Origin of the sequence: Pseudomonas lyxosi, from assembly GCF_047758685.1 — a bacterium.
Classification (GTDB): Bacteria; Pseudomonadota; Gammaproteobacteria; order Pseudomonadales; family Pseudomonadaceae; genus Aquipseudomonas; species Aquipseudomonas lyxosi.
This window is the reverse complement of the sequence record NZ_CP180481.1, coordinates 2,954,425-2,978,267: the sequence shown is the minus strand read 5'-3', so window position 1 is coordinate 2,978,267 and position 23,843 is coordinate 2,954,425. Positions and strand designations below refer to the sequence as shown.

General features: G+C 59.3%; 28 protein-coding genes and 1 pseudogene. 10 read left to right on the top strand and 19 right to left on the bottom strand.

Annotated features, from left to right (window positions below):
• Positions 1 to 47: 47 nt before the first annotated feature.
• A complete protein-coding gene (locus ACMXYI_RS13680; protein ID WP_415773604.1) occupies positions 48 to 902 on the top strand; it encodes a LysR family transcriptional regulator in 855 nt (284 codons plus the stop codon).
• A 139-nt stretch (positions 903 to 1,041) separates the two neighbouring features.
• Here the strand turns inward: ACMXYI_RS13680 and ACMXYI_RS13675 are convergent.
• From ACMXYI_RS13675 to ACMXYI_RS13665, 3 genes and pseudogenes are all read right to left on the bottom strand, one after another.
• Positions 1,042 to 2,282, bottom strand: a pseudogene (locus ACMXYI_RS13675) (RNA polymerase sigma factor).
• Positions 2,282 to 2,632 (bottom strand): YciI family protein, encoded by a 351-nt coding sequence (locus ACMXYI_RS13670; protein WP_008151161.1) that lies wholly within the window; start codon positions 2,630 to 2,632, stop codon positions 2,282 to 2,284. Before ACMXYI_RS13670 ends, ACMXYI_RS13675 begins: the two are co-directional and overlap by 1 nt.
• An 80-nt stretch (positions 2,633 to 2,712) precedes the next feature.
• On the bottom strand, positions 2,713 to 3,138 hold the full coding sequence (locus ACMXYI_RS13665) for a YybH family protein (RefSeq protein ID WP_415773603.1): 426 nt from the start codon (positions 3,136 to 3,138) through the stop codon (positions 2,713 to 2,715).
• A 141-nt stretch (positions 3,139 to 3,279) separates the two neighbouring features.
• Between ACMXYI_RS13665 and ACMXYI_RS13660 the strand changes: the two genes are divergently transcribed.
• Together ACMXYI_RS13660 and ACMXYI_RS13655 are read left to right on the top strand one after the other, a co-directional pair.
• Positions 3,280 to 3,765 carry a GNAT family N-acetyltransferase gene (locus ACMXYI_RS13660; RefSeq protein WP_415773602.1) on the top strand — a complete coding sequence of 162 codons (486 nt, stop codon included), beginning with the start codon at positions 3,280 to 3,282 and terminating at the stop codon, positions 3,763 to 3,765.
• A 7-nt stretch (positions 3,766 to 3,772) separates the two neighbouring features.
• On the top strand, positions 3,773 to 4,378 hold the full coding sequence (locus ACMXYI_RS13655) for a pyridoxamine 5'-phosphate oxidase family protein (RefSeq protein ID WP_415773601.1): 606 nt from the start codon (positions 3,773 to 3,775) through the stop codon (positions 4,376 to 4,378).
• A gap of 54 nt (positions 4,379 to 4,432) precedes the next feature.
• On the opposite strand, the gene ACMXYI_RS13650 is transcribed toward ACMXYI_RS13655, so the two are convergent.
• The 5 genes from ACMXYI_RS13650 to ACMXYI_RS13630 form a co-directional block, all read right to left on the bottom strand.
• Complete coding sequence (locus ACMXYI_RS13650) at positions 4,433 to 4,774, bottom strand: hypothetical protein (RefSeq protein ID WP_415773600.1); 342 nt, start codon at positions 4,772 to 4,774, stop codon at positions 4,433 to 4,435.
• Positions 4,767 to 5,033, bottom strand: a complete 267-nt coding sequence (locus tag ACMXYI_RS13645) for a type II toxin-antitoxin system Phd/YefM family antitoxin (RefSeq protein ID WP_415773895.1) — start codon at positions 5,031 to 5,033, stop codon at positions 4,767 to 4,769. Before ACMXYI_RS13645 ends, ACMXYI_RS13650 begins: the two co-directional genes overlap by 8 nt.
• A gap of 78 nt (positions 5,034 to 5,111) precedes the next feature.
• A complete protein-coding gene (locus ACMXYI_RS13640) occupies positions 5,112 to 5,621 on the bottom strand; it encodes a GNAT family N-acetyltransferase (RefSeq protein ID WP_046049520.1) in 510 nt (169 codons plus the stop codon).
• Positions 5,622 to 5,718: 97 nt separating this feature from the next.
• Positions 5,719 to 6,204, bottom strand: coding sequence for a GyrI-like domain-containing protein (locus tag ACMXYI_RS13635; protein WP_415773599.1), 486 nt, complete (start codon positions 6,202 to 6,204; stop codon positions 5,719 to 5,721).
• Positions 6,205 to 6,271: 67 nt separating this feature from the next.
• A complete protein-coding gene (locus ACMXYI_RS13630) occupies positions 6,272 to 6,934 on the bottom strand; it encodes a LysE family translocator (RefSeq protein ID WP_415773598.1) in 663 nt (220 codons plus the stop codon).
• A gap of 139 nt (positions 6,935 to 7,073) precedes the next feature.
• Between ACMXYI_RS13630 and alaC the strand changes: the two genes are divergently transcribed.
• Positions 7,074 to 8,291 carry an alanine transaminase gene (gene alaC / locus ACMXYI_RS13625; RefSeq protein WP_415773597.1) on the top strand — a complete coding sequence of 406 codons (1,218 nt, stop codon included), beginning with the start codon at positions 7,074 to 7,076 and terminating at the stop codon, positions 8,289 to 8,291.
• Positions 8,292 to 8,381: 90 nt separating this feature from the next.
• On the opposite strand, the gene ACMXYI_RS13620 is transcribed toward alaC, so the two are convergent.
• Together ACMXYI_RS13620 and ACMXYI_RS13615 are read right to left on the bottom strand one after the other, a co-directional pair.
• The gene (locus tag ACMXYI_RS13620; protein ID WP_046049517.1) at positions 8,382 to 9,734 is read right to left on the bottom strand and encodes a GntP family permease; all 1,353 of its coding nucleotides are present in this window, start codon (positions 9,732 to 9,734) and stop codon (positions 8,382 to 8,384) included.
• Positions 9,735 to 9,816: 82 nt separating this feature from the next.
• Entirely contained in the window at positions 9,817 to 10,350 is a 534-nt protein-coding gene (locus tag ACMXYI_RS13615) for a gluconokinase (protein ID WP_123367177.1), read from the bottom strand.
• A 215-nt stretch (positions 10,351 to 10,565) separates the two neighbouring features.
• Between ACMXYI_RS13615 and ACMXYI_RS13610 the strand changes: the two genes are divergently transcribed.
• The 3 genes from ACMXYI_RS13610 (at position 10,566) to ACMXYI_RS13600 (ending at position 13,277) form a co-directional block, all read left to right on the top strand.
• Positions 10,566 to 11,597 (top strand): LacI family DNA-binding transcriptional regulator, encoded by a 1,032-nt coding sequence (locus ACMXYI_RS13610; protein WP_415773595.1) that lies wholly within the window; start codon positions 10,566 to 10,568, stop codon positions 11,595 to 11,597.
• A gap of 266 nt (positions 11,598 to 11,863) precedes the next feature.
• Positions 11,864 to 12,496: a glutathione S-transferase family protein gene (locus ACMXYI_RS13605; RefSeq protein ID WP_415773594.1), complete on the top strand. Its 633-nt coding sequence runs from the start codon at positions 11,864 to 11,866 to the stop codon at positions 12,494 to 12,496.
• 40 nt (positions 12,497 to 12,536) lie between these two features.
• A complete protein-coding gene (locus tag ACMXYI_RS13600; RefSeq protein ID WP_415773593.1) occupies positions 12,537 to 13,277 on the top strand; it encodes an NAD-dependent epimerase/dehydratase family protein in 741 nt (246 codons plus the stop codon).
• Between the two features lie 190 nt (positions 13,278 to 13,467).
• Here the strand turns inward: ACMXYI_RS13600 and ACMXYI_RS13595 are convergent, their stop codons facing one another.
• Positions 13,468 to 14,340, bottom strand: coding sequence for a LysR family transcriptional regulator (locus ACMXYI_RS13595; RefSeq protein ID WP_415773591.1), 873 nt, complete (start codon positions 14,338 to 14,340; stop codon positions 13,468 to 13,470).
• Between the two features lie 99 nt (positions 14,341 to 14,439).
• Here ACMXYI_RS13595 and gstA point away from each other — a divergent pair, with 99 nt between their 5' ends.
• A complete protein-coding gene (gene gstA, locus ACMXYI_RS13590; protein ID WP_415773590.1) occupies positions 14,440 to 15,042 on the top strand; it encodes a glutathione transferase GstA in 603 nt (200 codons plus the stop codon).
• 2 nt (positions 15,043 to 15,044) lie between these two features.
• Here gstA and ACMXYI_RS13585 read toward each other — a convergent pair whose 3' ends face one another.
• The 4 genes from ACMXYI_RS13585 to ACMXYI_RS13570 all read right to left on the bottom strand — a co-directional run bounded on the left by ACMXYI_RS13585 (position 15,045) and on the right by ACMXYI_RS13570 (position 18,562).
• Positions 15,045 to 16,058, bottom strand: a complete 1,014-nt coding sequence (locus ACMXYI_RS13585; RefSeq protein WP_415773588.1) for an ABC transporter substrate-binding protein — start codon at positions 16,056 to 16,058, stop codon at positions 15,045 to 15,047.
• Positions 16,055 to 16,597 carry a sigma-70 family RNA polymerase sigma factor gene (locus ACMXYI_RS13580; protein ID WP_415773587.1) on the bottom strand — a complete coding sequence of 181 codons (543 nt, stop codon included), beginning with the start codon at positions 16,595 to 16,597 and terminating at the stop codon, positions 16,055 to 16,057. Before ACMXYI_RS13580 ends, ACMXYI_RS13585 begins: the two co-directional genes overlap by 4 nt.
• Positions 16,598 to 16,817: 220 nt before the next feature.
• Positions 16,818 to 17,609 (bottom strand): phosphate/phosphite/phosphonate ABC transporter substrate-binding protein, encoded by a 792-nt coding sequence (locus ACMXYI_RS13575; RefSeq protein WP_415773586.1) that lies wholly within the window; start codon positions 17,607 to 17,609, stop codon positions 16,818 to 16,820.
• Between the two features lie 8 nt (positions 17,610 to 17,617).
• Entirely contained in the window at positions 17,618 to 18,562 is a 945-nt protein-coding gene (locus ACMXYI_RS13570) for a fatty acid desaturase (RefSeq protein ID WP_415773585.1), read from the bottom strand.
• A 335-nt stretch (positions 18,563 to 18,897) separates the two neighbouring features.
• On the opposite strand from ACMXYI_RS13570, the gene ACMXYI_RS13565 reads away from it, so the two are divergent.
• On the top strand, positions 18,898 to 19,314 hold the full coding sequence (locus ACMXYI_RS13565) for a GNAT family N-acetyltransferase (RefSeq protein ID WP_415773584.1): 417 nt from the start codon (positions 18,898 to 18,900) through the stop codon (positions 19,312 to 19,314).
• A 137-nt stretch (positions 19,315 to 19,451) separates the two neighbouring features.
• Here the strand turns inward: ACMXYI_RS13565 and def are convergent, their stop codons facing one another.
• The 3 genes from def to ACMXYI_RS13550 form a co-directional block, all read right to left on the bottom strand.
• Entirely contained in the window at positions 19,452 to 19,991 is a 540-nt protein-coding gene (gene def, locus ACMXYI_RS13560) for a peptide deformylase (protein ID WP_415773583.1), read from the bottom strand.
• Positions 19,988 to 20,944 carry a YihY/virulence factor BrkB family protein gene (locus tag ACMXYI_RS13555; protein ID WP_415773581.1) on the bottom strand — a complete coding sequence of 319 codons (957 nt, stop codon included), beginning with the start codon at positions 20,942 to 20,944 and terminating at the stop codon, positions 19,988 to 19,990. Before ACMXYI_RS13555 ends, def begins: the two co-directional genes overlap by 4 nt.
• A 171-nt stretch (positions 20,945 to 21,115) precedes the next feature.
• A complete protein-coding gene (locus ACMXYI_RS13550; protein WP_123367193.1) occupies positions 21,116 to 21,307 on the bottom strand; it encodes a CsbD family protein in 192 nt (63 codons plus the stop codon).
• A gap of 199 nt (positions 21,308 to 21,506) precedes the next feature.
• Between ACMXYI_RS13550 and ACMXYI_RS13545 the strand changes: the two genes are divergently transcribed.
• Positions 21,507 to 21,884, top strand: a complete 378-nt coding sequence (locus ACMXYI_RS13545) for a hypothetical protein (RefSeq protein WP_033056806.1) — start codon at positions 21,507 to 21,509, stop codon at positions 21,882 to 21,884.
• 193 nt (positions 21,885 to 22,077) lie between these two features.
• Here the strand turns inward: ACMXYI_RS13545 and fadD1 are convergent, their stop codons facing one another.
• Positions 22,078 to 23,778 (bottom strand): long-chain-fatty-acid--CoA ligase FadD1, encoded by a 1,701-nt coding sequence (fadD1, locus tag ACMXYI_RS13540; protein ID WP_415773580.1) that lies wholly within the window; start codon positions 23,776 to 23,778, stop codon positions 22,078 to 22,080.
• Between the last annotated feature and the right edge of the window lie 65 nt (positions 23,779 to 23,843).

The following is a 23,843-nucleotide window of genomic DNA, read 5'->3' as shown; positions in this document are numbered from 1 at the left end:
CACACCGATACTTCATAACCAATAACCATCGATCAAGGCGATAGTTCATGGCTTCTCAAGAAGTGTTGCAGGCCTTCGTTCAGGCAGCGACTCAAGGCTCGTTTTCCGCCGCGGCGCGCAAACTGGGCCGCAGTCAATCGACCATCAGCGCCGCCGTGGCCAGCCTTGAAATCGACTTGAACCTGACCCTCTTCGACCGCAGCAGCCGCAAGCCAAGCCTGACCCCGGCCGGGCACGTGATGCTGCAACGGGCGGAGGACATTCTGGCCGCCACCAGCCGACTGGAAATGACCGCCAGCCAACTGTCCCAAGGGGTCGAGCCAAAACTGACCGTGGCGATTTCCGACACGTATCAGTCCGACCGATTCGAAGCGGCGCTCAGCGCCTTCGAGCAGCGCTATCCGGACCTGGAACTTGAATGCCTGATCGCCGAGTGCGATGACCTGGTGGCCTTGGTGCAACGGGGTCGGGCGCATGTGGCCTTTGCCGAAAAGCAAGACAGTTACCCGCCGGACCTGGTCAGTTCGACCGTCGAGGAACGGACCGAGATCGCCCTGTTCGTGTCCCGTGAACATCCGTTGGCAGCGCTGAGCCACATCGATCAAGACGTATTGCAACAACACCGGGAGCTGCGCCTGGCGACGATCGTCAATCCGTATGAAAGCCGGGCAAAGGGGCGCGTCTGGTCGGCGCCGAGTTATCTGATGCTGCTGGAAATGGCCCAGGGCGGGTTCGGCTGGGCGCCGTTGCCCCGGTGGCTGGTGGAGCGGTTCGGGCCAGGGACGTTGCAGGAACTGGACGTGCGCGGCTGGCCGAAACCGGTGTTCGTCGATGCGCTGTGGTCGCGGCTGCATCCGCCGGGGCCGGCGGGGAGTTGGTTGCTTGGCAAGATGCTGGAATGAAGGTCCTTCGGCCCTTACCGCCGAATTGATCGTTCCCACGCTCCGCGTGGGAATGCCGCCCGGGACGCTCCGCGTCCCTTCGCGAGCGTGACGCAGAGCGTCACAGGATGCATTCCCACGCAGAGCGTGGGAACGATCGTCACTTCAACGCCTTGATCCGGGCCTCAATAAACCGCCGCTCCGGCATCTGTTGTGTCAACTCAAGCGCCCGTTCATAAGCCGCCCGCGCCTCATCAACTCTTCCCAACTGCCGACAAAACTCTGCCCGCGCCGCGTGCGCCAAGTGGTAATCCAGCAACTCACCCCGCGCCAGAATCCCTTCAACCAACGTCAGCCCCGCCGACGGCCCATCCCGTTTGGAGATCGCCGCCGCACGGTTCAATTCGATCACTGGCGAAGGCGCCGCGCCGCCCGCAATAGCACGTCATACAGACCCACAATCTCCAGCCAGTCCGTTTCCGCCGCCGTGGGCGCTTCGGCATGCGACGCCGCTATCGCTGCTTGCAGGCAATATGGACCGAATTGCCGAGTCGTCAGCGCCCGCTCCACCAATGCGCAACCTTCTTCGATCATCGAAGCGTCCCACAACGAACGGTCCTGCTCATCCAGTACGATCAACTCTCCGCTCGCCGACGTCCGGGCCGGGCGTCGGGACTCGTGCAGCAGCATCAGCGCCAGCAGCCCCATCACCTCGGGTTCGGGCAGCAGTTCCATCAACAAACGACCGAGCCGAATCGCCTCGCGGGTCAAATCCTCACGGGTCAGTTCCGCGCCCATGGACGCGGAATAGCCTTCGTTGAACACCAGGTAAATCACCCGCAGCACGCTGTCCAGGCGCTCGGGCAATTCCGCCAGGGTCGGCACTTGATAAGGAATTTTCGCGTCACGGATTTTGGCCTTGGCGCGCACGATGCGCTGGGCGATGGTCGCTGGCGCCGACAGAAAGGCTCGAGCGATTTCTTCCGTGGTCAGGTCGCAGACTTCCCGTAGCGTCAACGGCACCTGGGCGTCCGCCGCGAGTGCCGGGTGACAACAGGTGAAGATCAGGCGCAAGCGATCGTCTTCCACGTCTTCGTCACTCCAGTCGGCCTGCTCCAGCGCCTCCAGTTGAGCGATCAACATCGGTTGCGACGCGATGAAGCGTGCGCGCCGCCGCAACACATCAATGGCTTTGAAGCGCCCCGTGGACACGAGCCAGGTACGCGGATTGTCCGGCACCCCGTCACGCTGCCAGCGCTCGACCGCGACGAAAAACGCCTCGTGCAAGGCTTCTTCGGCAAGGTCGAAATCGCCGAGTAAACGGATCAGGGTCGCCAGAATCCGCCGTGAGTCCTCGCGGTAAACCTGCTCGACCTGCGCCCGTACCGACTCGGCCGACATCAGGCGCCGGGATTCAACTGGCGAACGGGACGCACCTCGACACAGCCGACCCGGGCCGCCGGGATGTTGCCGGCGACCTGGATGGCTTCATTGAGGTCCTTGGCATCGATCAGGTAGAAGCCGGCCAATTGCTCCTTGGTTTCGGCGAACGGGCCGTCGGTGATCGACATTTTCCCGTTGCGCATGCGCACCGTGGTCGCGGTCTGCACCGATTCCAGCGCCTCGGCGGCAACCATTCGGCCGCTGCCCTGGATCGCCTCGGCGTAGGCCATGCATTCAGCGTCATTCGGGCTTTCGGGCAGCGAGTGCAACTCGTGCTCGTTGCTGTAGACCAGGCATAAATACTTCATGGGGCTCTCCTGAATCGAACGGATCAACTATGGCTGCTGATTGACGCTTTCGCGACATTCCCGACGAATCGGCCTGACGCTCAGGGTTCCAGGTTGAACAGCACCGTGCCGCTCATCATGTCGAACGGGGCCGACCAGTGCTCGTGGACGATGCGCCATTGCCCATCGTCGCGCCGATAGCAGGCGGTCACGCGCATCCAGCAGGCCTGGGTTTCTCCCTTCTCGTTGGTGCCGCCGCAATGGGCCAGCCAATGGGCGAAGGCGATGTGCTCGTCCGCGACGATGTTCATATGATCGAAGTCGAACTTGTGCGCGCCCTGGCACATTTCCATGCATTCCTGCCAATGCGCGCGGTAGGCCGCCTTGCCCCGAAATTGCAGGGCTTTGACCGCGTCGTAGGAGACGATGTCCTCGGCATACAGGGGCATGAGTTTCTCGATATCCTTGGCGATGACCGCCTGACGATAGGTGTCGATCAGGGCCTGGATTTCGTGGGTAGCGTTCATGGTGGTTCTCCGTGGTTTTTGTTGTGAAGACACCCTTAGTCGTCTGGCGAAAAGCCAAATCGACAGTCGAAATAAAAATAATCCATGGACGCAAACTCGTTAGAATTCGAAACACATTTATGTTGGAAAAAGGACACTCCAGTGACAGCCCGACTCGTGCCTTACGAAAGCCTGAATGCGCTCCAGCGCCAGCAGGTCGAGGCCATTGAAGTTCACAAAGAACAAATCAAGTTCTCCGGCGACATTCACGGTGCATTGCACACCTTACTGTCCAAACCCGGCCCCGGCGTCAAAGGATTTGCCCTGCTGGTCGAGGATGTTCCCGTGGCCTTTCTGCTGCTCAAGCGCCCGCCCGTGTTACCGGTCTGGGCCGATGAACACAGCGCCACCCTTCACGCACTGCAAGTCGATCATCGGGCTCAGGGCAAAGGCTATGGCAAGGCCTGCCTGCAAGCCCTGCCCGACGTGGCGCGTCAGGCGTTTCCGGAAATAAAGGGGCTGGAGTTGTCGGTGGATGCGGATAACGCATCAGCCATCGCGCTCTACGCAAAATTCGGCTGGGTCGACAGCGGCGAAGCCTACAGGGGCCGGATCGGTTATGAACGGCGCATGGGTCTGATTTTCTGAGGTGGTTATGCTCAACAGCATCGAAGAACTGGAAGCCCTCTACGGCCAACCCCACGACCGCGCCGTGCGCAAGCAGATCCCCTTTCTTAACGAGGACTATCAGGCGATGGTCCGCGCTTCGCCGCTGGTGATCGTCAGCTCGGTGGGCCCGGACGGCATGGACGGTTCGCCACGGGGCGACACGCCGGGTTTCGTGCGGATCATTGATGAGCGCACCCTGGCGATCCCGGATCGGCCGGGCAACAACCGCATCGACACGCTGCGTAACGTCGTGCTCGATTCGCGGGTGTCGCTGTTGTTCATCATTCCCGGGATTGGCGAAACGTTGCGGGTTAACGGCACGGCACAGATCAGCGCCGAACCTGGGTTGCTGGAGAGCTTTGCGGTGAATGGCAAACCGGCGCGCACGGTGATGCTGGTGACGGTGGAAGCAGCGTTTTTTCACTGTTCAAAAGCGATCGTGCGCTCAGACTTGTGGAACCCTGAGAAACATCTGGAGCGCTCGGCGCTGCCGACGGCGGGTGCCTTTCACAAGCGGTTGAACGATGGGCAGTTCGATGCCGAGACTTATGACCGGGAAGCGCCGGCCAGGGTGCGGGACAACCTTTACTGATCGAACACGAAAAAGGGTTGCCTTGAGGCAACCCTTTTGAGATTTGACTAGCTGTTAGAGGAGAAGACAGTAATCGAGCAACTGCTTCTCGATACTTTGACGCTGGCCGATAACCAAAGCGACCACTACAAGGTTTTCACTCGGGAACACCTCATACAAAACCCGCTGCCCCATGGGCAAGTACTCACAAAAATGAGTGACCCCAAGCGACGCTGCTTCCTGACAAACACCGTAAACATGGGCCTGATTGCTCAGAGCCGTAACGATCTGCATCACCAGCTGATCAACCATCTCTGCCGCTTTTTTTTGACCGCATTGCTGCGTGAGATAGTGCTCAAGCGAAATAACCCCATGCTCCGCAGCGGTCGCAAACTCTACCCTGAAGGCCTCAGGCATCGTTATCGTCTTGCTGCAATTGGCGCCGCTGCGCCAGTCTGGCCAGCAAAGTGTCGGCAGAAATCAGTTTCCCCTGCTCTTTGTCGCGAGAGGAGAACGAAAGAAGTTTGATCAGCGCGATGGCCTCGTCTCGCCGCTTACGCTCCTCGTAGGATTCGATCACATAAGCCGGGACGCCATTCTGAGTGACGAGCATCGGCTCGGAAAGATCCAGCGATGCCGCGTTCTTTTTTACAAAACTGATTGTTTCAACTCGCATCATTCATTCCTCTGCTCACCACCCGAACAGGATGGCCAATGCAACAAGGTCTGAATTTAGGCCATTAAAAAACTTATCTCAAGAACTCATTTGCTCTTGTCCCAACTCCAACACCATCTCATGCCACGCCATCCCGCCATGGTCAGAGGCAGAAGGCTTGATATAGGCAAACCCAAACCCGGCATACAGCGGAATGTGCCGCTCCTTGCACATCAGATGGATGTGGGTCTTGCCCAACGCGCGCATCCGCTCGATGAATTCGCCCATCAACCGTTTCGCCAACCCCTGCCCCTGATAATCCGGGTGCACCACCACCGACATGATGACCACGTGCGGGCCGGCCGGATCGTGGCCGATCAGTTCCTTGAACGCTTCATCCGACATTTCTACCTGAAACGCCGCACCGGAATTGATGAAACCGGCTACAACACCATCGACTTCGGCCACGATGAAACCTTCGGGCCAGGTGGCAATGCGCGTGGCGATTTTTTCGCGGGTGGCGGCCTCGTCGCCTTCGTAGGCAACGGTTTCGATGGCGTAGCAGCGGTCCAGATCAGCAGGTGTGACGTGGCGGATGACGGTGTTCATGGCAGCTCGAAATCAGCGAGAGGAAGGCTGGGGATCATAAATCAGCGCCACCACGACATCGAGAGGCGAATCACCGATCCGCCTCTCGATGCAGTCATTACGGTTTGAGCGGCAGCCAGATTTCCAGTACACCGGTCTTGAGCTTCGGATTGAAGTCTTCGCTGTAGCGTTCGAATTCCGGGGCGTCCGCCGCCTGATAACCGGACTGCGGAAGCCAGGTTTTCCAGATGTACTGAAATGTCTGGGGCAACATATCCAGAGAGCCTTTGTGCTCGAACACCGCATAGTGCTGAGGCTGGACCTCGACCCAACGGTATTTATCCGGCAGGTCGTCGAGTTTGTCGATCTCGACGCCGGCAATGTATTCGAAGCCGCCCTTGCCATCCGGATTGCAACAGATGCCGTAGGTCACTTCGCTTTTTTGACCGGGAATTTTGCCAATCTCGGGAATGAATTTCTCCCAGAGATCGGGAATGCCTTTAGTGGTGTCTGCGGTAAATCGTCCGCCAAGCCCTGCAATGAGCAGGAAGTGCCCGTGCTCGAAGCGTGGCTTGGCGGTTTCGACGCCTGTTTGCTCATCCATGGCTCAACTCCTGGAACAAAAAAGTGGGTTCGGCTGGGAGTATAGAACTCAAACCCGATTCGCCCAGTTACAGTGCGTGCAACTGCTCGACGGCACCTGCGCCGACGAACTCGTTATACCCCGATAGGATCACGTAGACCGCGAAATAGCAGAAGATCGCCGCCGACGCCAGATAGGAGTAACGCAGCAGTTTGTCACCCAGCAACTTGCCGCCGTGACTCGCTGCGAAGCACAAAGCGACGCACCAGAGCACCCCGGCGCACAGAAACCCGCCAAGAAACAACGCCGAGCTGAGAGCACCGCCGCCACCGGAACGAGCGATCAATGTGCCGCCCACCGCAGCGAACCAGAGAATGGCGCTGGGAGACGACACGGCGAGGAAGATCCCGCGAAAAAACTCCTTCCGGTGAGAGTTCTGCCCCACCTCTGCGGTCTGTGCCAGCACCGCTTCATGGTGGATCGCCGAGTAGATCATCTTCGCCGCGAAATACACCAACAGCGCTGAACCGCCGATCCACAGCACCCAGCGCACGCTTTCGTATTGCAGCAAAACGGTCATCCCGGCCAGCGCCAGCACCGCGTAAATCAGGTCGCCGACACACGTCCCCAAACCCAGCGCAAACCCTTGAAAATAGCCGCGCTGCATCGCCAACGTGATCATCGCGATGTTGGCCACGCCGATGTCCAGGCACAGCGAAAGGCTCAGCAAGAAGCCACTGGTAAATTCCATCAACCGATTTCCTTCGGACAAATTTGTTTACATAGTCGCTGGACAGTTTGCCACATCAGCCCTTACATTCCGCCACAGGTCACCGCAGTGACCAGCGTCGCTCGGACGGTTCCGGGCGCTCACGTTATCCGAGGCAACAATGGCTAACCCAGGTTCGCCGCGCCGCTTTGCGCGCATAGATCGACTCCCCCCTTACGTATTCAACATCACTGCCGAGCTGAAGATGGCCGCCCGTCGTCGTGGCGAAGACATCATCGACTTCAGCATGGGCAACCCTGATGGCCCGACTCCGCCGCACATCGTCGAAAAACTGGTGACCGTCGCCCAGCGCGAAGACACCCACGGTTATTCGACGTCCAAGGGCATTCCGCGTCTGCGCCGGGCGATTTCCAATTGGTACAAGGATCGCTACGAGGTCGACATCGACCCGGAAAGCGAAGCCATCGTCACCATCGGTTCCAAGGAAGGCCTGGCGCATTTGATGCTGGCCACCCTCGACCAGGGCGACACCGTGCTGGTGCCGAACCCGAGCTACCCGATTCACATCTACGGCGCGGTGATTGCCGGCGCCCAGGTGCGTTCGGTGCCGTTGATTCCGGGCGTGGACTTCTTCGCCGAACTGGAAAGCGCCATTCGCGGCTCGATCCCGAAACCGAAAATGATGATCCTCGGCTTCCCGTCCAACCCCACGGCTCAATGCGTGGAGCTGGACTTCTTCGAGCGAGTGATCGCCCTCGCCAAGCAGTACGACGTCTTGGTGGTGCACGACCTGGCTTACGCCGACATCGTCTACGACGGCTGGAAAGCCCCGTCGATCATGCAAGTGCCGGGCGCCAAGGACATCGCGGTGGAGTTTTTCACCCTGTCCAAGAGCTACAACATGGCAGGCTGGCGCATTGGTTTCATGGTCGGCAACGCCGAACTGGTCAATGCCCTGGCCCGGATCAAGAGCTACCACGACTACGGCACGTTCACCCCGCTGCAGGTCGCAGCCATTGCGGCGCTGGAAGGTGATCAGCAGTGCGTCAAGGACATCGCCGAGCAGTATCGGCAGCGTCGCAACGTGCTGGTCAAAGGCCTGCATGAACTGGGCTGGATGGTCGAGAACCCGAAAGCGTCGATGTATGTCTGGGCGAAGATTCCCGAGGCTTATGCGCACTTGGGCTCACTGGAGTTCGCCAAGAAACTGCTGGCCGAGGCCAAGGTTTGCGTCTCGCCGGGCGTAGGGTTTGGTGAGTATGGGGATGATCACGTGCGCTTCGCGCTGATCGAAAACCAGGACCGGATTCGTCAGGCCATCCGCGGGATTCGCGGGATGTTCCGGGCGGATGGGTTGGTTCAGAAAACCAACGCCTGATTTTTCAAGCAGACACAAAAAAACCGCAGCGATGCGGTTTTTTTGTGCTTGATGGTTCCCACACTCTGCGTGGGAACCATCAGTCGATCATTAGACGAACAGCGACAACAGCAGAATGAAGCCCAGGCCCACCACGGACAGGATGGTTTCCATCGCGGTCCAGGTCTTGAAGGTTTCCGCCACGGTCATGTTGAAGTACTGCTTCACCAGCCAGAAACCCGCGTCGTTGACGTGAGACAGGATCAACGAACCGGCACCGGTCGCCAGTACCAGCAGCTCACGGTTCACACCTGGAATCATCCCCACCACCGGCACCACAATGCCGGCGCCGGTAATGGTCGCCACGGTTGCCGAACCGGTCGCGATACGGATCACCGCCGCCACCAGCCAAGCCAGCAGGATCGGCGAGATCTGTGCGTTCACCGCCATGTGGCCGATGACATCACCCACGCCGCTGGTCACCAGCATCTGCTTGAAGCCACCACCGGCACCGATGATCAGAATGATCGCGGCGGTCGGTGCAAGGCTCGCGTCGAGCAACTTGAGGATCTTGTTGGAGCCCATGCCCTGACGGTGGCCGAAGGTGTACAGCGACAGCAGCAACGCCAGCAGCAACGCCGAGATCGGGTGACCGATCAGGTCCATGAACGAGCGGAAGAAATTGCCTTCCGGCAGCACCACGTCGGCAAAGGTCTTGAGCAACATCAGGAACACCGGCAACAGCACGGTGATCAGGGTGATGCTGAAGCTCGGCAACTCAGCCGCCTCTGGCTCGCGAGCCAGTTGATCGACCAGTTCCTGGTTAGGATGACCCGGAATGTACTTGGCGATGAACGTGCCGTAGATCGGGCCGGCGATGATGGCGGTCGGCAGCGCAACGATCAGACCGTACAGAATGGTTTTACCGATGTCGGCACCGAACACGCCAATGGCCAGCAACGGACCCGGGTGCGGCGGAACCAGACCGTGCACGGCGGACAGACCGGCCAGCAGCGGGATACCGATCTTGATGATCGACACGCCGGTACGCCGGGCCACGATGAACACCAGCGGGATCAGCAGCACGAAGCCGATTTCGAAGAACAGCGGAATGCCGACCAGGAACGCGGCGAACATCATCGCCCACTGCACCTTGTCCTTGCCGAACGCGCGAATCAGGGTCTGGGCAATCTGATCCGCCCCGCCCGACTCGGCCATCATTTTGCCGAGCATCGTGCCCAGCGCGAGGATGATCCCGACGAAACCAAGCACCCCACCGAAGCCGTCCTGGAACGCCTTGATAATGGTGCCGATCGGCATGCCGGAGGTCAGCCCGAGAAAAGCGGCGGCGATGATCAGGGCAATGAACGGGTGAAACTTGAACTTGGTGATCAGGACGATAAGCCCGATCACCGTGACCACTGCATCGAGCAGCAGGAACGTCTCGTGGGACATGCCAAACATTAGGGGTGTCTCCTGGTTGTTGTTGTTATTAAAGCGGGTAATTCGCAAGCCAACAGGACAGCGCTATCTCTTCTGGCAAAACTCATACGGCGTGTTTCAGGCCATGAGCCTGCCACCAGTCATGAGCTTGCTTCGCCAATTGGTCGACGCTGTGGTTCGACGCGTCCAGAGCCAGGGTCAGGGGCTCGCCAATAGGTGATTCAAGGGTGGCGAACTGGCTGTCGATCAACGTTGACGGCATGAAGTGGCCCGGCCGATGGGAGACACGATCGGCGGCAACTTCAGGGGTCAGCTCAAGGAACACGAAGCCCAGGCCCGGCAAGGCGCTGCGCAGACGTTCACGGTAAATGTGTTTGAGGGCCGAGCAGGTCAGCACCGGGCGTTCGCCCTTGGCGTCAATGCGGCGCAATTCATCGCACAAGCTGTCGAGCCAGCCGGCACGGTCGTCGTCGTTCAGGGGGATTCCTGCGCTCATCTTTTCGATATTGGCGGCAGGGTGGAAAGTGTCGCCTTCAATGGCGGTCGCGCCGCTGAGTTGGCACAAGGCCTCGCTGACGCAAGTCTTGCCGCAACCGGCAACGCCCATGATGACCAGGGCGGTGATGGGATGATTCATGTAACACCTCAGCGCGCAGACAGCGCTACCTTTGCCAGTTATGACACTAGAACAAAAGCAGAAGTTGCCGACGCCTTCTTGTCATTTTTGTGGGTTGCAGCATGTTCGGACCCAAGGCCAAAAAGCGAGGTTCAGGCAAACCCCGCTCACGCATTTGCAGCTGCATCGAGACAGCGCTACCTTAGTGCCTCGAATTTTGTTTGGCAAGCCGTCCGATGATCTCCCCTAAAAACGATAAAAATACGCGCACCACTGGCCGCCCCACTTTGAACGAAGTCGCACGCCTGGCCGGTGTCAGCCCGATCACCGCCTCTCGCGCCCTGCGCGGGGTCAGCACGGTGGCCACCGAATTGGTGGAAAAGGTGCAGAAAGCCGCCCTCGACCTCAACTACGTGGTCAACCCTGCCGCCCGCGCGTTAGCCTCGGCCCAGAGCCATTCGGTGGTGGTTTTGGTGCCATCGCTGTCCAACTTATTGTTCATCGACACGCTGGAAGCCATTCATCAGGTTTTGCGCCCAAAAGGCTTCGAAGTGCTGATCGGGAACTTCCATTACTCACGTGATGAAGAAGAAAACCTGCTGCGCAACTACATGGCGTATCAACCGCGCGGTTTGCTGCTGACCGGTTTCGACCGCACCGAAAGTTCACGACGGATGATCGAGGCCAGCAACATTCCCTGCGTGTACATGATGGAACTGGACAGCGCAGCCGGCGTGAATTGCGTGGGTTTTTCGCAACTCGCTGCCGGCGAGACAGCGGCCGGGCATTTGCTGTCACGGGGTCGTAAACGCTTGGCCTACATCGGCGCGCAACTGGATCAACGCACGCTGCTGCGCGGTGAAGGTTTCCGCAAAGCCCTGCAAAAGGCCGGTTTGTATGACCCGGATCTGGAAGTGCTGACACCTCGTGCCTCCTCCGTCGGTCTCGGTGGCGAACTGTTCCTGCAACTGCTCGCCACTCATCCTGATGTCGATGCCATTTTCTTCGGCAACGACGACCTGGCCCAGGGCGCATTGCTCGAAGCCATGCGCTGCGGGATCAAGATCCCCGAACAAGTGGCGATCCTCGGCTTCAACGACCTGCCGGCCTCGGCGCACATGGTGCCGCGCCTGAGCAGCATCAGCACGCCGCGCGAGGCGATTGGCCGGCGTGCAGCGGAGCAGATGTTGACGTTGATGGCTGGTAATACGGTGGCGAAACCGGTGCAGGACATGGGGTTTGAGTTGAAGGTGCGCGAGAGTACCTGACGTGGCGAGTGGGCAAGCCGTAGCGCGATCTGTAGCAGCTGGCGAAGCCTGCGTTCGGCTGCGCAGCAGACGTCAATTCAACCGGCACGGTGATTCAGGAAGACCGCACTCTCAGGTTTTACGACTGCTTCGCAGCCGAACGCAGGCTTCGCCAGCTGCTACAAAGAGCGTGTTTCGCGATCCCACTCGCCACAGGTGCTTGATGTCGCCCGTTGGCAGGCACACTATTAATTCCCGAAGCCTCGAACTGCTAACGGAGTAGCTCCATGGAACATGCACTGAAGATTCTGGGTAAAGCCTCGTCCATCAACGTCAGAAAAGTCCTGTGGACCTGTGAGGAACTGGGTGTTGCCTACGAACGTGAAGACTGGGGCGGCGGTTATGCGTCGACCCACACGCCAGAGTTTCTCAGGCTCAATCCCAACGCACTGGTGCCGGTGATCATCGATGAGGCCGGCGTGCTGTGGGAGTCCAACACCATCTGTCGCTATCTGGCCGGCAAACACCACAACACCGATCTGCTACCCCACGATCCCGCGGCCCGCGCTCGGGTGGAACAGTGGATGGATTGGCAAGCGACTGAACTCAATGCCTCCTGGAGCTATGCGTTCACGGCGTTGGTACGCAAAGATCCGGAGTTCCAGGACCCGCATCACATTGCCGCCGGTGTACACGGCTGGAATCAGAAAATGGGCATCCTCGAGCATCAGCTCGTGACCACCAAAGCGTATGTCGCCGGGCCACACTTCACGCTGGCGGACATCGTCATCGGGTTGTCGATCAACCGCTGGCTGATGACACCGATGGAGCGCCCCGACTACCCGGCCATCGACGAGTATTTCCAACGGTTGGCACAACGTCCGGGATTCCTGAAACATGGCTGCAACGGCCTGCCATAACGCCAAACCCGCAACGCTCCTTCCCTGAAAAGAGAGACTCATGAACGGACTCAACGTACTGCTGACCGGTGCCTGCGGCAGAATCGGCAAAACCTTTTTCGAAGCCTCAAAAGACCGCTACACCTTCGTCCTGACGGATCGCGTCGAGCCCGACTTTGTGGTCGATGCGCCTCACCGTTTCGTTAGCCTGGACCTGTCCAACCCCGCGGCCATGGGCGAAGTATTGAAAGGGATCGACGTCATCGTGCACCTGGCCGGCATTCCTCACGCCACTGCCACTTTCAATGAGCTGCTGCCCAATAACATCCTGGCCACCACTTACCTGTTCGAAGCCGCGGCAACGGCTGGCTGCAAACGACTGGTGTTCGCCAGCAGTGCGCAAACCATCGAAGGCTACCCGGTGGACCGGCAGATCACCCCGGGCATGCAGGTCATGCCGGCCAATCTGTATGGCGTCAGCAAGTGTTATGGCGAAGCGTTGTGTGCGTTCTATGCTGCCAAACGCAACCTTTCGACCATCGCGATACGGATCGGCGCTTTCGAATTCCCGGACCGTCATGAACTGACCAATGCCCGAGACCTGAGCGCCTGGCTGAGCCCGCTCGATGCGGTGCAGTTGCTGCAACGTTCGGTGGAGGTCGAAGGCGTGCAACACCTGATCGCCCACGGCATTTCCAACAACCGCTTCAAGCGCCTGGACCTCAGCGAAACCATGCGGGTGCTGGGTTACCGGCCGGTGGATGATGCGTTTCAGACGTTCGATATCCCGATTGCGCCATAAACCCTCCGATCAGGCTGCCTTCGCCTCGGCGACGTTTCTCGGGTTGTTCCTTGGCGCGAGCGAACCCGCAACCTGGCTCTGGAAAACATCGCCCATCGCTGATCCATCGTGCGGTCGACCTCTGCCTAAAAAGGGTGCCTCTAAAGGGACCCTTTCTACATTGCCGGTATCCGTTTATCTGCGGTATGAGTCATTTCTCAGCGAGCATGCCCATCAACGCCTGCACCGCCGACGAAGGTGGCTTATTCGCAGCGGCCACCAAAGCAAACTCTCGATCGATACGTGGTTTGACCGGCACCACCCGCAGACCCTGAAGTTGGCTCGGCAGTGTCATCTCCGGCACCAGCGTCACGCCGATGTTTTCCCGCACCAGGGTGAACGCACTGCTCCATTCACGAACCTCGACCCGAACGTCGCGCAGCTGCAGTCCGGCATCCTCCGCCAGGCTGCGAGCGTTGGTCGAACAACCGCCCGTGGCCAGTACAAAAGGCTGCTCTGCCAACTCTGCCAGGGAGACGCCTTCTTCATTCGAACGGCGAGCCAAAGGATGGCCGCCGGGCACCACCGCCATCCAGGCATCACGTCCCAGGCGACCGGCATTGCGCTCGGGCGCCGGGTTCAACACCACGCCGACATCCACCAGCCCGGCGCCGAGCAGCGTTTCCACTTCATCGTCACTGACCTCCAGCGCGACCACCTGAATGCCGGGATAAAGCCGGTTGAACTGACGCAGCAGCGGCGGCAGGAAAGTCGCCAACACCATGGGGAAACTGGCCAGGCGAATCGTCCCGCGCTGAATGTCTTTGGTGGAATCGACAGTACTGCGAATGGCTTCCAGAGCACCAAGCATCGTTCTCGCGTGTTCGATCACAGACAGGCCGATTGCCGTCGGCAAGGTCTGGCGATTCTCCCGACTGAACAGTGGAACGCCCAGGGTTTCTTCAATCAACGCCAAGGCCTGGCTGGCACCGGACTGGGTCATGCCGACCCGCTCGGCAGCCCGGGTAATGTTGCCCGTATCAGCCACGGCCACCACCATTCGCCAGTGCATCAGATTCATCATGGCAGTAGCTTTCCTTATGGCGGCTTTCTGAAAGATTAATTTTACCGAGGGTGCCGCGCACTATGACACTGGCGCAAATCCCCAGCCAGAGCCCTGCCAATGAAGTTGTATTACGCCCCACACGCCTGCTCGCTGGCGCCGCATATCGTGCTGCGCGAACTCGATCTGCCGTTCGAATTGATCCGCGTCGACAACACCACCAAGCGAACCGCCAACGGCGACGACTTCCTCGCCATCAACCCAAAGGGTTACGTCGCGGCACTGCAATTGGACAATGGCCAAGTACTGACCGAAGGCCCGGCGATCCTGCAATACCTGGCAGACCTGCGACCCGAAGCGAACCTGGCACCCGTGAGCGGGACGTTCGAGCGAGTGCGATTGCAGGAGTGGCTGAATTTCATCTCGACCGAGATTCATGGCGGATTGGGTTGGCTGTTCAGTTCGCAGTTCCCGGATGAGGTGAAAGCCCTCATCAAAGAGAAACTGTTCAAGCGGTTTGCGGTGTTGTGTCAGACGCTGGAGCGCCAGGACTATTTGATGGCTGACGGGTTCAGCATTGCCGATGCGTATTTGTTTACGGTGTTGCGCTGGGCGCACCTGTTTGCCATCGATTTGAATGAGTGGCCGGCGTTGGCGCGGTTTCAGGCACGGGTTGATCAGCGGCCAGCCGTGAAGGCTGCATTGGCCGCTGAGTCGGATTAAGGCTACAAACTTGCACTCACTTTGGTGGCCACTTCACCGGGCACCCAGCCCTTCCAGATCTGCGGTTGATCACGCAAAAACGCTTCGGCCACCTGACGCGGTTGCAGGCGCTTTTCGCTCATCTGACCGAGCGTGTGGTTCAGCAGATCGATCGGCAGGTCGACCTTTTCGAAGAACGCCACCAGGTCCGGGTACTGCGCCTTGAACGGCGCGGACACGCCGATCGCCAGGTTTGCCGGCATCGAACGGGTGCCTTTTGGATTCGGGTTGTTGGCGTCGGCCAGGGTCTTCCAGGCTTCAGCGTCGAAGGCCGGCTCGTCGAGTTTCACCAGTTTGAAACGCCCCAACAGCGGCGTCGGCGACCAGTAGTAGAACAGCACCGGTTTGCCACGACGGATCGACGAAGCCACCTCGGCATCCAGCGCCGCCCCGGAGCCGGTGCGGAAGTTGACGAAGCTGCCGGTCAGGTCATAAGCCTTGAGTTTCTGACTGTTGACGATCTCCGAGGTCCAGCCGGTCGGGCTGTTGAGGAAGCGGCCACGGCTCGGGTCTTCCGGGTCGCGGAACACGTCCTTGTAGCGCGCCAGGTCGGCGACGGATTTCAGCTCCGGGGCCAGGGGTTTGATGCCGCGTTCGGGGTCGCCCTTGATCACGTATTCCGGCACCCACCAGCCTTCGGTGGCGCCTTTGACCGTGTCGCCCAGCCCAAACACTTTGCCTTCCGAGGCGGCTTTGACCCACGCCGGACTGCGCCCGGCCCACTCTTCGCCGATCACTTGAATATCGTTCTTGGCCAGTGCCGCTTCGAGGCTGACGGTGCTGCCCGGCAAGGTATCGGTCGGGTAGCCGTAACCTTTCTCGACTATCAATCGCAGGATTTCGGTGATCAGGCTGCCGCTTTCCCAGGTGATGTCGCCGAAGTGGATCGGCGCGGTTTTCTCCGCGGCGGGAACGTGGGTTGCCACAAGGCTCAGGGCCAGAAGCGAACTGCCAAGCAGGGTTTTGATCGATCTCATGCGGACCTCCGGGTCAGGGAATTCAAGGATTGGTTGGCGCTGTGCCGGGCGCACAGGGCCTGGATACGAGTCATGTAAACGCTGACCGAACGTTGGGAAATGCCCAGTTCGGCGGCGATTTGCGGGTAGGTCAGACCGTCGATTCGCGACAACAGGAAAGTTGCGCGAACCTTGCCCGGCAAGCGCTCAAGCGTACGATCCAGGCCATGCAATGCCTGGGTCAGTTGCACCCGTTCTTCGGGCGATATCGCTTGCTGCTGATCGAGGTGTTGCAACTGATCGAGGTGCTGGCGTTCCAGGTCACGGCGGCGCCAGAGCTGATAGATCAACCGCTGGGCAATGGTGGTGAGCAAGGCGCGAGGCTCGCGGATCGGGGTCAGCCCCGGCGATTCGAGCAGTTGTAAAAAGGTTTCGGCAGCGATGTCTTCGACGCTGGAACTGGCCCCCAGATGCCGGCGCAACCGTGCGCACAGCCAGGGGTAATGCGCGCGGAACAATCCGCCCACGTCGTTGCGATGGGAAAGGTCGGTGCCGGACATAGAGGCTCCAAGGGTGAGGGGTCGCTGAATGTCCGGTGATCCGGTGACGCGATCCTAGCAAGGAGCCTTATTCATTAATAATACTTAAAAAGCATTTTTATATTCTATTTTAGAATTAACCATTAAAAGATCGCAGCCTCGTTTCACTCGACAGCTGCTACAGGAAATCGGTGTATATCTGTAGCAGCTGTCGAGTGAAACGAGGCTGCGATCTTCCCCCCTACCGCAATCGCCCAAACCCCAACGCCTCAGCCTCTTGCTGATAGGCGAGCACAATCTGATAGTCGCTTTCGCTGGCCGGCAATACCTCTCGCAGACCGAGGATTTCGCTGACCTCGGGCAATTCCCACAACGTCGTGTTCATCACCTGACGCAGCTCTTCAGCCTGTTCATCGGTGACAGTCGCGGCGGTGATAAACGGCAAGGTCGGACTGAACGCACTTCGCGCAATGACCCGCAGGCCGGCCACTTCTTCTTCGGCGTGCCGCGCCAGATAGGCAAAGGTGACGCTGTCGATGGCCGCCAGGTCCGCTGTTTCTTCACGCAACCCGCGCAGACTTTCACGGTGGCTGCCGCTGATACCGACACTGGAGAAGAACTGCCCGTCTCGATGCAACGGCGCCAGGCGGTGACGCAGCAGGTTCATGCCGCTGTTGGAATCTTCGCCATTGATCACCCCCCGACTGTCGCGAAAGGCCGGCAGGCTGCGCCGTGGATCATCGGAGCGACTCAGCAACAGGCTGCAATGGTTGCCACCGTTGGCGTCCGGCAGTTCATAACGAGGACGACCGATGACCCGAACCCGACCGCGCAACGCGGTCATCAGCGGATAGCCGCAGGTTTGGGTCAACAGCAAGTTCGGGGACAACCAGAGGTCCATCAGCGAAAGGCCTTCGGCGTTGCGGCGGGTGGCACCCAGTCGCTCGATAATTCGCGTCAGCCAGCGCTCGTTGGCCTCGCGGATCGGCTCGGGGGCGACGTACATCAAAAGTTCTGCGTAGGCTGAAGTCATTGGATTTCTCAACTGAACGGATGCCGAGGGCTGTCGATAGCCTTCACCCCATGCCGGCGCCACAACTGGCCATAACCCTGCACCAGAAACCCGCCGCTGCGCGCCAGCCATTGCTCGCGACGCGCGTGGTAGGCGCGGGGCAAGTCGTACCAGGGCAGCCCTGGCAAGTCGTGATGCACCAAATGCAGATTGAGGTTGAGGAACAGCCAGCGCCACGGCCAGGCGGCTTCATTGATGACCGTCCTTTGCTCGGGCTCGGCGTGGGGACGGTGTTCATAGTAGGAGCGAATCATGGCAATCGATAGCGCCGGCACGCTGATCAGCAACAGGTAATGCCACACCGGCAGCACGCTGTAGCGGGCGATAAACAGCAACATCAGCAGGGTCAATGTGCCGTGGGTCAGCCACATCAACCAGGCCTGTCGTTCACCTGTTTTCAGTAGACGCTGCAGCTCTTCCCGGGCCAGCGCCAGCAAGGCCAGCGGAGCGCCAAGGATGAAACGCCCCAGCACGGTTTTGTTCAGCCAGTGCAGGCCTTGTTCGAACAGTGAACTGTCCTGCCATTGCTCGGCGCTCAGGTAACGGCTTTCCGGATCGCGACCCGGAAGGGTCAGGTCTTCGTCGCGGTGATGCAGCAAATGGCTGTCGCGATACAGGGTGTAGGGATACCAGACGGCGAACGGAGCGTAGCCGAGGATCTTGTTCAGCGATGCCCAGCGGGTGGGATGCCCGTGCAGCAATTCGTGCTGCACCGATAACCAGAGCACCACCAACGGAATCAGCAACACCGTGCTCCACCAGAGCCCCAGCCGATGGCTCCCCAAAACAATGCTGAACCAACCAGCGTACACGCCGACCAGCAAAAGCCAGGTCGGCCACTCAGTGCGAGCGGTCAGGCGTTGGCGCAGGGTGTCGATTTCTTCACGGTGGGCGGTATCGAAGTAATGGGGCATGGCGTTGCTCAGATCGGGGACCAATCCCCTTCTGTGCAATGGCGCAGGGTTTTCTTGCAGATTATTTGGTTACTACGTCAGAAGCAGCGGGAGCCCGAGGCCGGGCTCCCTTGTCACGGGATCAATGACCGAACACATCCACCTTCTTGGCCTTCTTGTCCGCGCGCTTTTCATCGGCGGTTTTTGCCGGTTTTTTCTTTGCCGCTTTTTTTGAATCCATGCCTTTGGCCATGATACGTACTCCACTCATACGGGATGTGAGATCAGGTATACACCTATCGCTGCGCGCGCGTTCTTTTATAATCGCCCGCTTTGCGTACCGACAGTCGAAGACCATGCCCAACACCCAATACACCTTGCTCGCCGAGCCTTTATGGCCCTTGATGAACAAGTTTTATCGCGCTCACCAATCGTCGATGAAAGCGGTCCGCGACGCTCAGCTCTGGGTGGCCAGGCGCGACGAGATCATTGGCGCGCTGTGTTTGCGACCGGTGGCGGACGGGCATTGGCTGACGGGTTTGTTTGTCGATCCGGCCTGCCGTGAACAGGGCATCGCTGCGACGCTGATCGCCGAGGCGCTCAAGGATCTTGAAGGCCGGGTGTGGCTGTTTTGTCATCCGGACTTGCGCGGGTTTTATGAACGTCGCGGTTTTACCTTCGACCCGCCACTGCCCTACTCCATGGCGGAACGCTTGAGCCGCTATGCGCGCAGCAAGCCGATGATCGCCATGGGGTTGGAACCGGCCAGATAACGCACTAACTCCTTATGAAGATCAAATGTGGGAGCGAGCTTGCTCGCGAAGGGGTCAGAACAGTCAACATTGATATCGACTGACACACCGCCATCGCGAGCAAGCTCGCTCCCACAGTGGTTTGAGGTGTTTTCGAATCAGTCGTCTGCGTTCGGATCGAGATCCGGAAACATCACTTCGGTAAACCCGAACTTGCTGAAGTCACTGATGCGCGACGGGTATAACCGGCCGATCAGGTGATCGCATTCATGCTGCACAACCCGCGCATGGAAGCCCTCGGCAACGCGCACGATCGGATTGCCCTTGGGATCGAAACCTTCGTACCGAATGTGCTGATAGCGATCCACCGCGCCACGCAGGCCGGGCACCGACAGGCAGCCTTCGAAACCCTCTTCCAGCGTCGGGCTCAACGGCGTGATCAACGGGTTGATCAGAATCGTTTGCGGCACGGCTTCGGCGTCCGGATAGCGTTCGCTGTGCTCGAAACCGAAGATCACCAGTTGCAGGTCGACGCCGATCTGCGGTGCGGCCAGGCCAACGCCACCGACGCTTTCCATGGTCTGGAACATGTCGTCGATCAGTTGCCACAGCTCAGGGCTGTCGAACATTTCGGCGGGCACCGGCGGGGCAATGCGCAGCAGGCGCTCGTCACCCATTTTCAGAATTTCACGGATCATTTGATGACTTCGTCAGTGGTCGGCTTGATCGAGTGGTCCCGACCCAGTCCCGACACGTGGTGTTTGGGTTCGTGGTCGAGTTCGCCGGGGACTTTTTCGCCATCATTCTTGCCCTCGGTCGACATGTGTTCGATCACGGCATTCATCTCCGCGCCGAGCAACAGCACTGCGGCGGAAATGTAGAAGTACAGCAACAGCACAATGATCGCGCCGATACTGCCATACATGGCGTTGTAGTTGGCGAACATCTTGACGTACAGACCGAAGCCCAGCGACGCGATGATCCACACCACCACCGCCAGCACCGAGCCCGGGGTGATGAAGCGAAACTCCTGTTTGACGTCGGGCATGACGTAGTAAATCAGCGCCACCGCCATCATCAACAGAATCACGACCACCGGCCAGCGCACGATGGTCCAGAGGGTCACGATGAACTCTTCAAGGCCGACTTGCGAGGCGATCCATTCCATCACCTGCGGCCCAAGCACCATCAGCGCGGCGGCCACCAGCAGCATGCCGGCGATGCCGATGGTGTAGAAAATCGACAGCGGGAAACGCTTCCATGCCGGCCGGCCTTCGACCACGTCGTAGGCGGCGTTCATCGCGCTCATCATCAGCCGCACACCGGCGGACGCGGTCCACAGGGCAATCACGATACCGACCGACAGCAAGCCACCCTTGGATTGCTGGAGCTGGTCGATGACCGGGTTCACCTGTTCCAGCGCCTGGGGCGGCAGGACCAGTTCCGATTGCAGGCGCAGCCAGGAGAAGAAGTCCGGCAGGTGCAGGAAACCGATCAGGGCGATCAGGAACAGAATGAAGGGAAACAGCGAAAACAGCATCTGATAGGCCAGCGCCGAGGCATAGGTCGACATCTCGTCGTCGACGAACTCGGTGATCGTGCGCACCATGACACGGTGCAGGCGCAGGCCTTTCATGTGTGGGAAAAACATTAGCGTCTCCTTTCGCCGCAAATTTGGTCGAAGTCATGGCGACTCAGGGGCCGTTTTCTACATCAAAGTAGCCTACTTGGCGAGTTTGAAACAATTTCCTTGTGCAAGTTCAGGCTGACACAAAAACGGCCATCCGCGGATGGCCGTTTCGGTTGCTCATTAAAGGCCGGATCACGCCTTGTCGATGCCTTTCTTGATCGCGTCCTTGGCTTTGCCGACCGCTTGCTGGGCTTCGCCTTTCCTTTCCTGAACGACGCCTTCGGCGCGCATTTTGTCGTTGCCGGTGGCCTTGCCGACGCCTTGTTTGACATTGCCGACTGCTTCGTTGGCCAAGCCTTTTGCTTTATCGCCAGTGCTGCTCATGGTGTTTCTCCTCTGAACAATTCAACGGGGAAAGTCGCTACACAAGGTTGACCGGAGGCGTTTGCGCGGAGTTTCATTTATTTTCACGGCGACATTTCATCGTTCAGTGCAGGTTGGGCTTTATGTTTGCCGACCAACCCCCGAGAATGCGCAACGTATTCAGGCCATGGCGCTGAAGATCCAATCCCGTAGGAATGTTATGAAACTCGATAAAAAGCAGGCCATTGCCCGCAGAAACCAGGAACTTGGCGGTGCTGTGCTTGGCGTCAACAACTGCCATTTCACCGAATTGAACCGCAACCGCAACATCTGGTGGTTCGATATTCCGGTCGCACGCCTGGCCATTGGTCAGTACGAGTGGGTTCACCTGCTGATGCACACCCCGGATACCGACGAACTGCTGCACCTGAAAGTGCCGACGGTATTCCTGCGCGAGAAGCTCGAAGGCCTGGTGGTGCGCAACGAAGGCAAGCGTAAAGCAGCCTTGAGCCTGGAACTGAGCGCCGACAAGGACTCGTACCTCCAGGACATGCGCCCGGCGGGTACCAACGTCAATTTCGCGCAGTTCCGCCTCTAAATATCACTGAGCACCTGTGGCGAGGGGATTTATCCCCGTTGGGCTGCGAAGCGGCCCCAGCGTCTTTTCAGACAGACTAAGTTGTCTGGATTTACGACTGCTTCGCAGCCGAACGGGGATAAATCCCCTCGCCACAGAAGCCCACTCATATCAGCACCAACAAAAAGCCCCGCATCTGCGGGGCTTTTGTTTGTTACGCGCTTACCTTCTTGACGCCGAGCTTCTTCAGCTCTTCGTCGCGCAGCTCGCGGCGCAGGATCTTGCCGACGTTGGTGGTCGGCAGCGCGTCGCGGAACTCCACGGCTTTCGGCACTTTGTAGCCGGTGACGTTGGCGCGCATGTGCTCCATCACCTGTTCCTTGGTCAGCGTCACGCCCGGTTTGGCGACGATGAAGATCTTGATCGCCTCGCCCGACTTCTCGTCCGGCACGCCGATGGCTGCGCATTGCAGCACGCCCGGCAGGGTCGCCAGCACGTCTTCCAGTTCGTTCGGGTACACGTTGAAACCGGAGACCAGGATCATGTCTTTCTTGCGATCGACGATGCGCATGTAACCGTCAGGCTGGATCAGCGCGATGTCACCGGTCTTCAACCAGCCTTCGCTGTCGAGGATTTCATCGGTGGCGTCCTGACGCTGCCAGTAGCCCTTCATCACTTGCGGACCTTTCACACACAGCTCGCCGATTGCGCCCATTGGCTGTTCAACGCCGGCATCGTCGATGACTTTGCACAGGGTCGACGGAACCGGAATACCGATGGTGCCGATCTGGATGTTCTGGATTGGATTGACGGTGGCCACCGGGCTGGTTTCGGTCATGCCGTAACCTTCACAGATGGCGCAACCGGTGACCGCTTTCCAGCGCTCGGCGGCGGCCAGTTGCAGGGCCATGCCACCGGACAGGGTGACTTTCAGCGCCGAGAAGTCCAGCTTGCGGAAGCCTTCGTTGTTGCACAGGGCGACGAACAGCGTGTTGAGGCCGACGAAACCGCTGAACTTCCACTTCGACAGTTCCTTGACCATCGCCGTCAAATCGCGCGGGTTGCTGATCAGGATGTTGTGGTTGCCGATCAGCATCATCGACATGCAATGAAAGGTGAAGGCATAGATGTGGTACAGCGGCAGCGGCGTGATCAGGACCTCGCAACCTTCATTGAGGTTGGAACCCATCAGCGCCTTGCACTGCAGCATGTTCGCCACCAGGTTGCGGTGGGTCAGCATCGCGCCCTTGGCCACGCCGGTGGTGCCGCCGGTGTATTGCAGCACCGCAACGTCGCTGCTGGCCGGGTTGGCCTCAGCCACTGGCTGGCCGTGGCCCTTGCGCAGTACGTCGTTGAACTTGATGGCCTTGGGCAAGTGATACGCCGGGACCATCTTCTTCACGTACTTGATGACGCTGTTGACCAGCAGGCGCTTGAGCGGCGGCAGCAGGTCGGCCACTTCGGTGACGATCACGTGCTTGACGCCGGTTTTCGGCACGACGAGCTGGGCCAGGTGCGCCATGTTGGCCAGGCAGACCAGGGCTTTGGCACCGGAGTCGTTGAATTGGTGTTCCATTTCCCGCGCGGTGTACAGCGGGTTGGTGTTGACCACGATCAGCCCGGCGCGGATGGCACCGAAGACGGCGACCGGGTACTGCAACACGTTGGGCAGCTGCACGGCGATTCGATCACCCGGCTGCAAGTCGGTATGCTGTTGCAGGTACGCGGCAAAGGCACCGGACAATTCGTACAGTTCACCGTAGGTGATTGTCTTGCCCAGGTTGCTGAACGCCGGTTTGTCGGCAAAGCGTTGGCAGGACTGCTTCAACACCGCCTGAATATTCGGATACTCGTCTGGATTGATGTCGGCAGCAATCCCGGCAGGGTACTTATCCTTCCAAAAGTCTTCGATCATGGAAGCCCACTCCTCAGCAACGCGAATTCATCACCGCATTTGATGCGATTATTATTGGTGTGTGT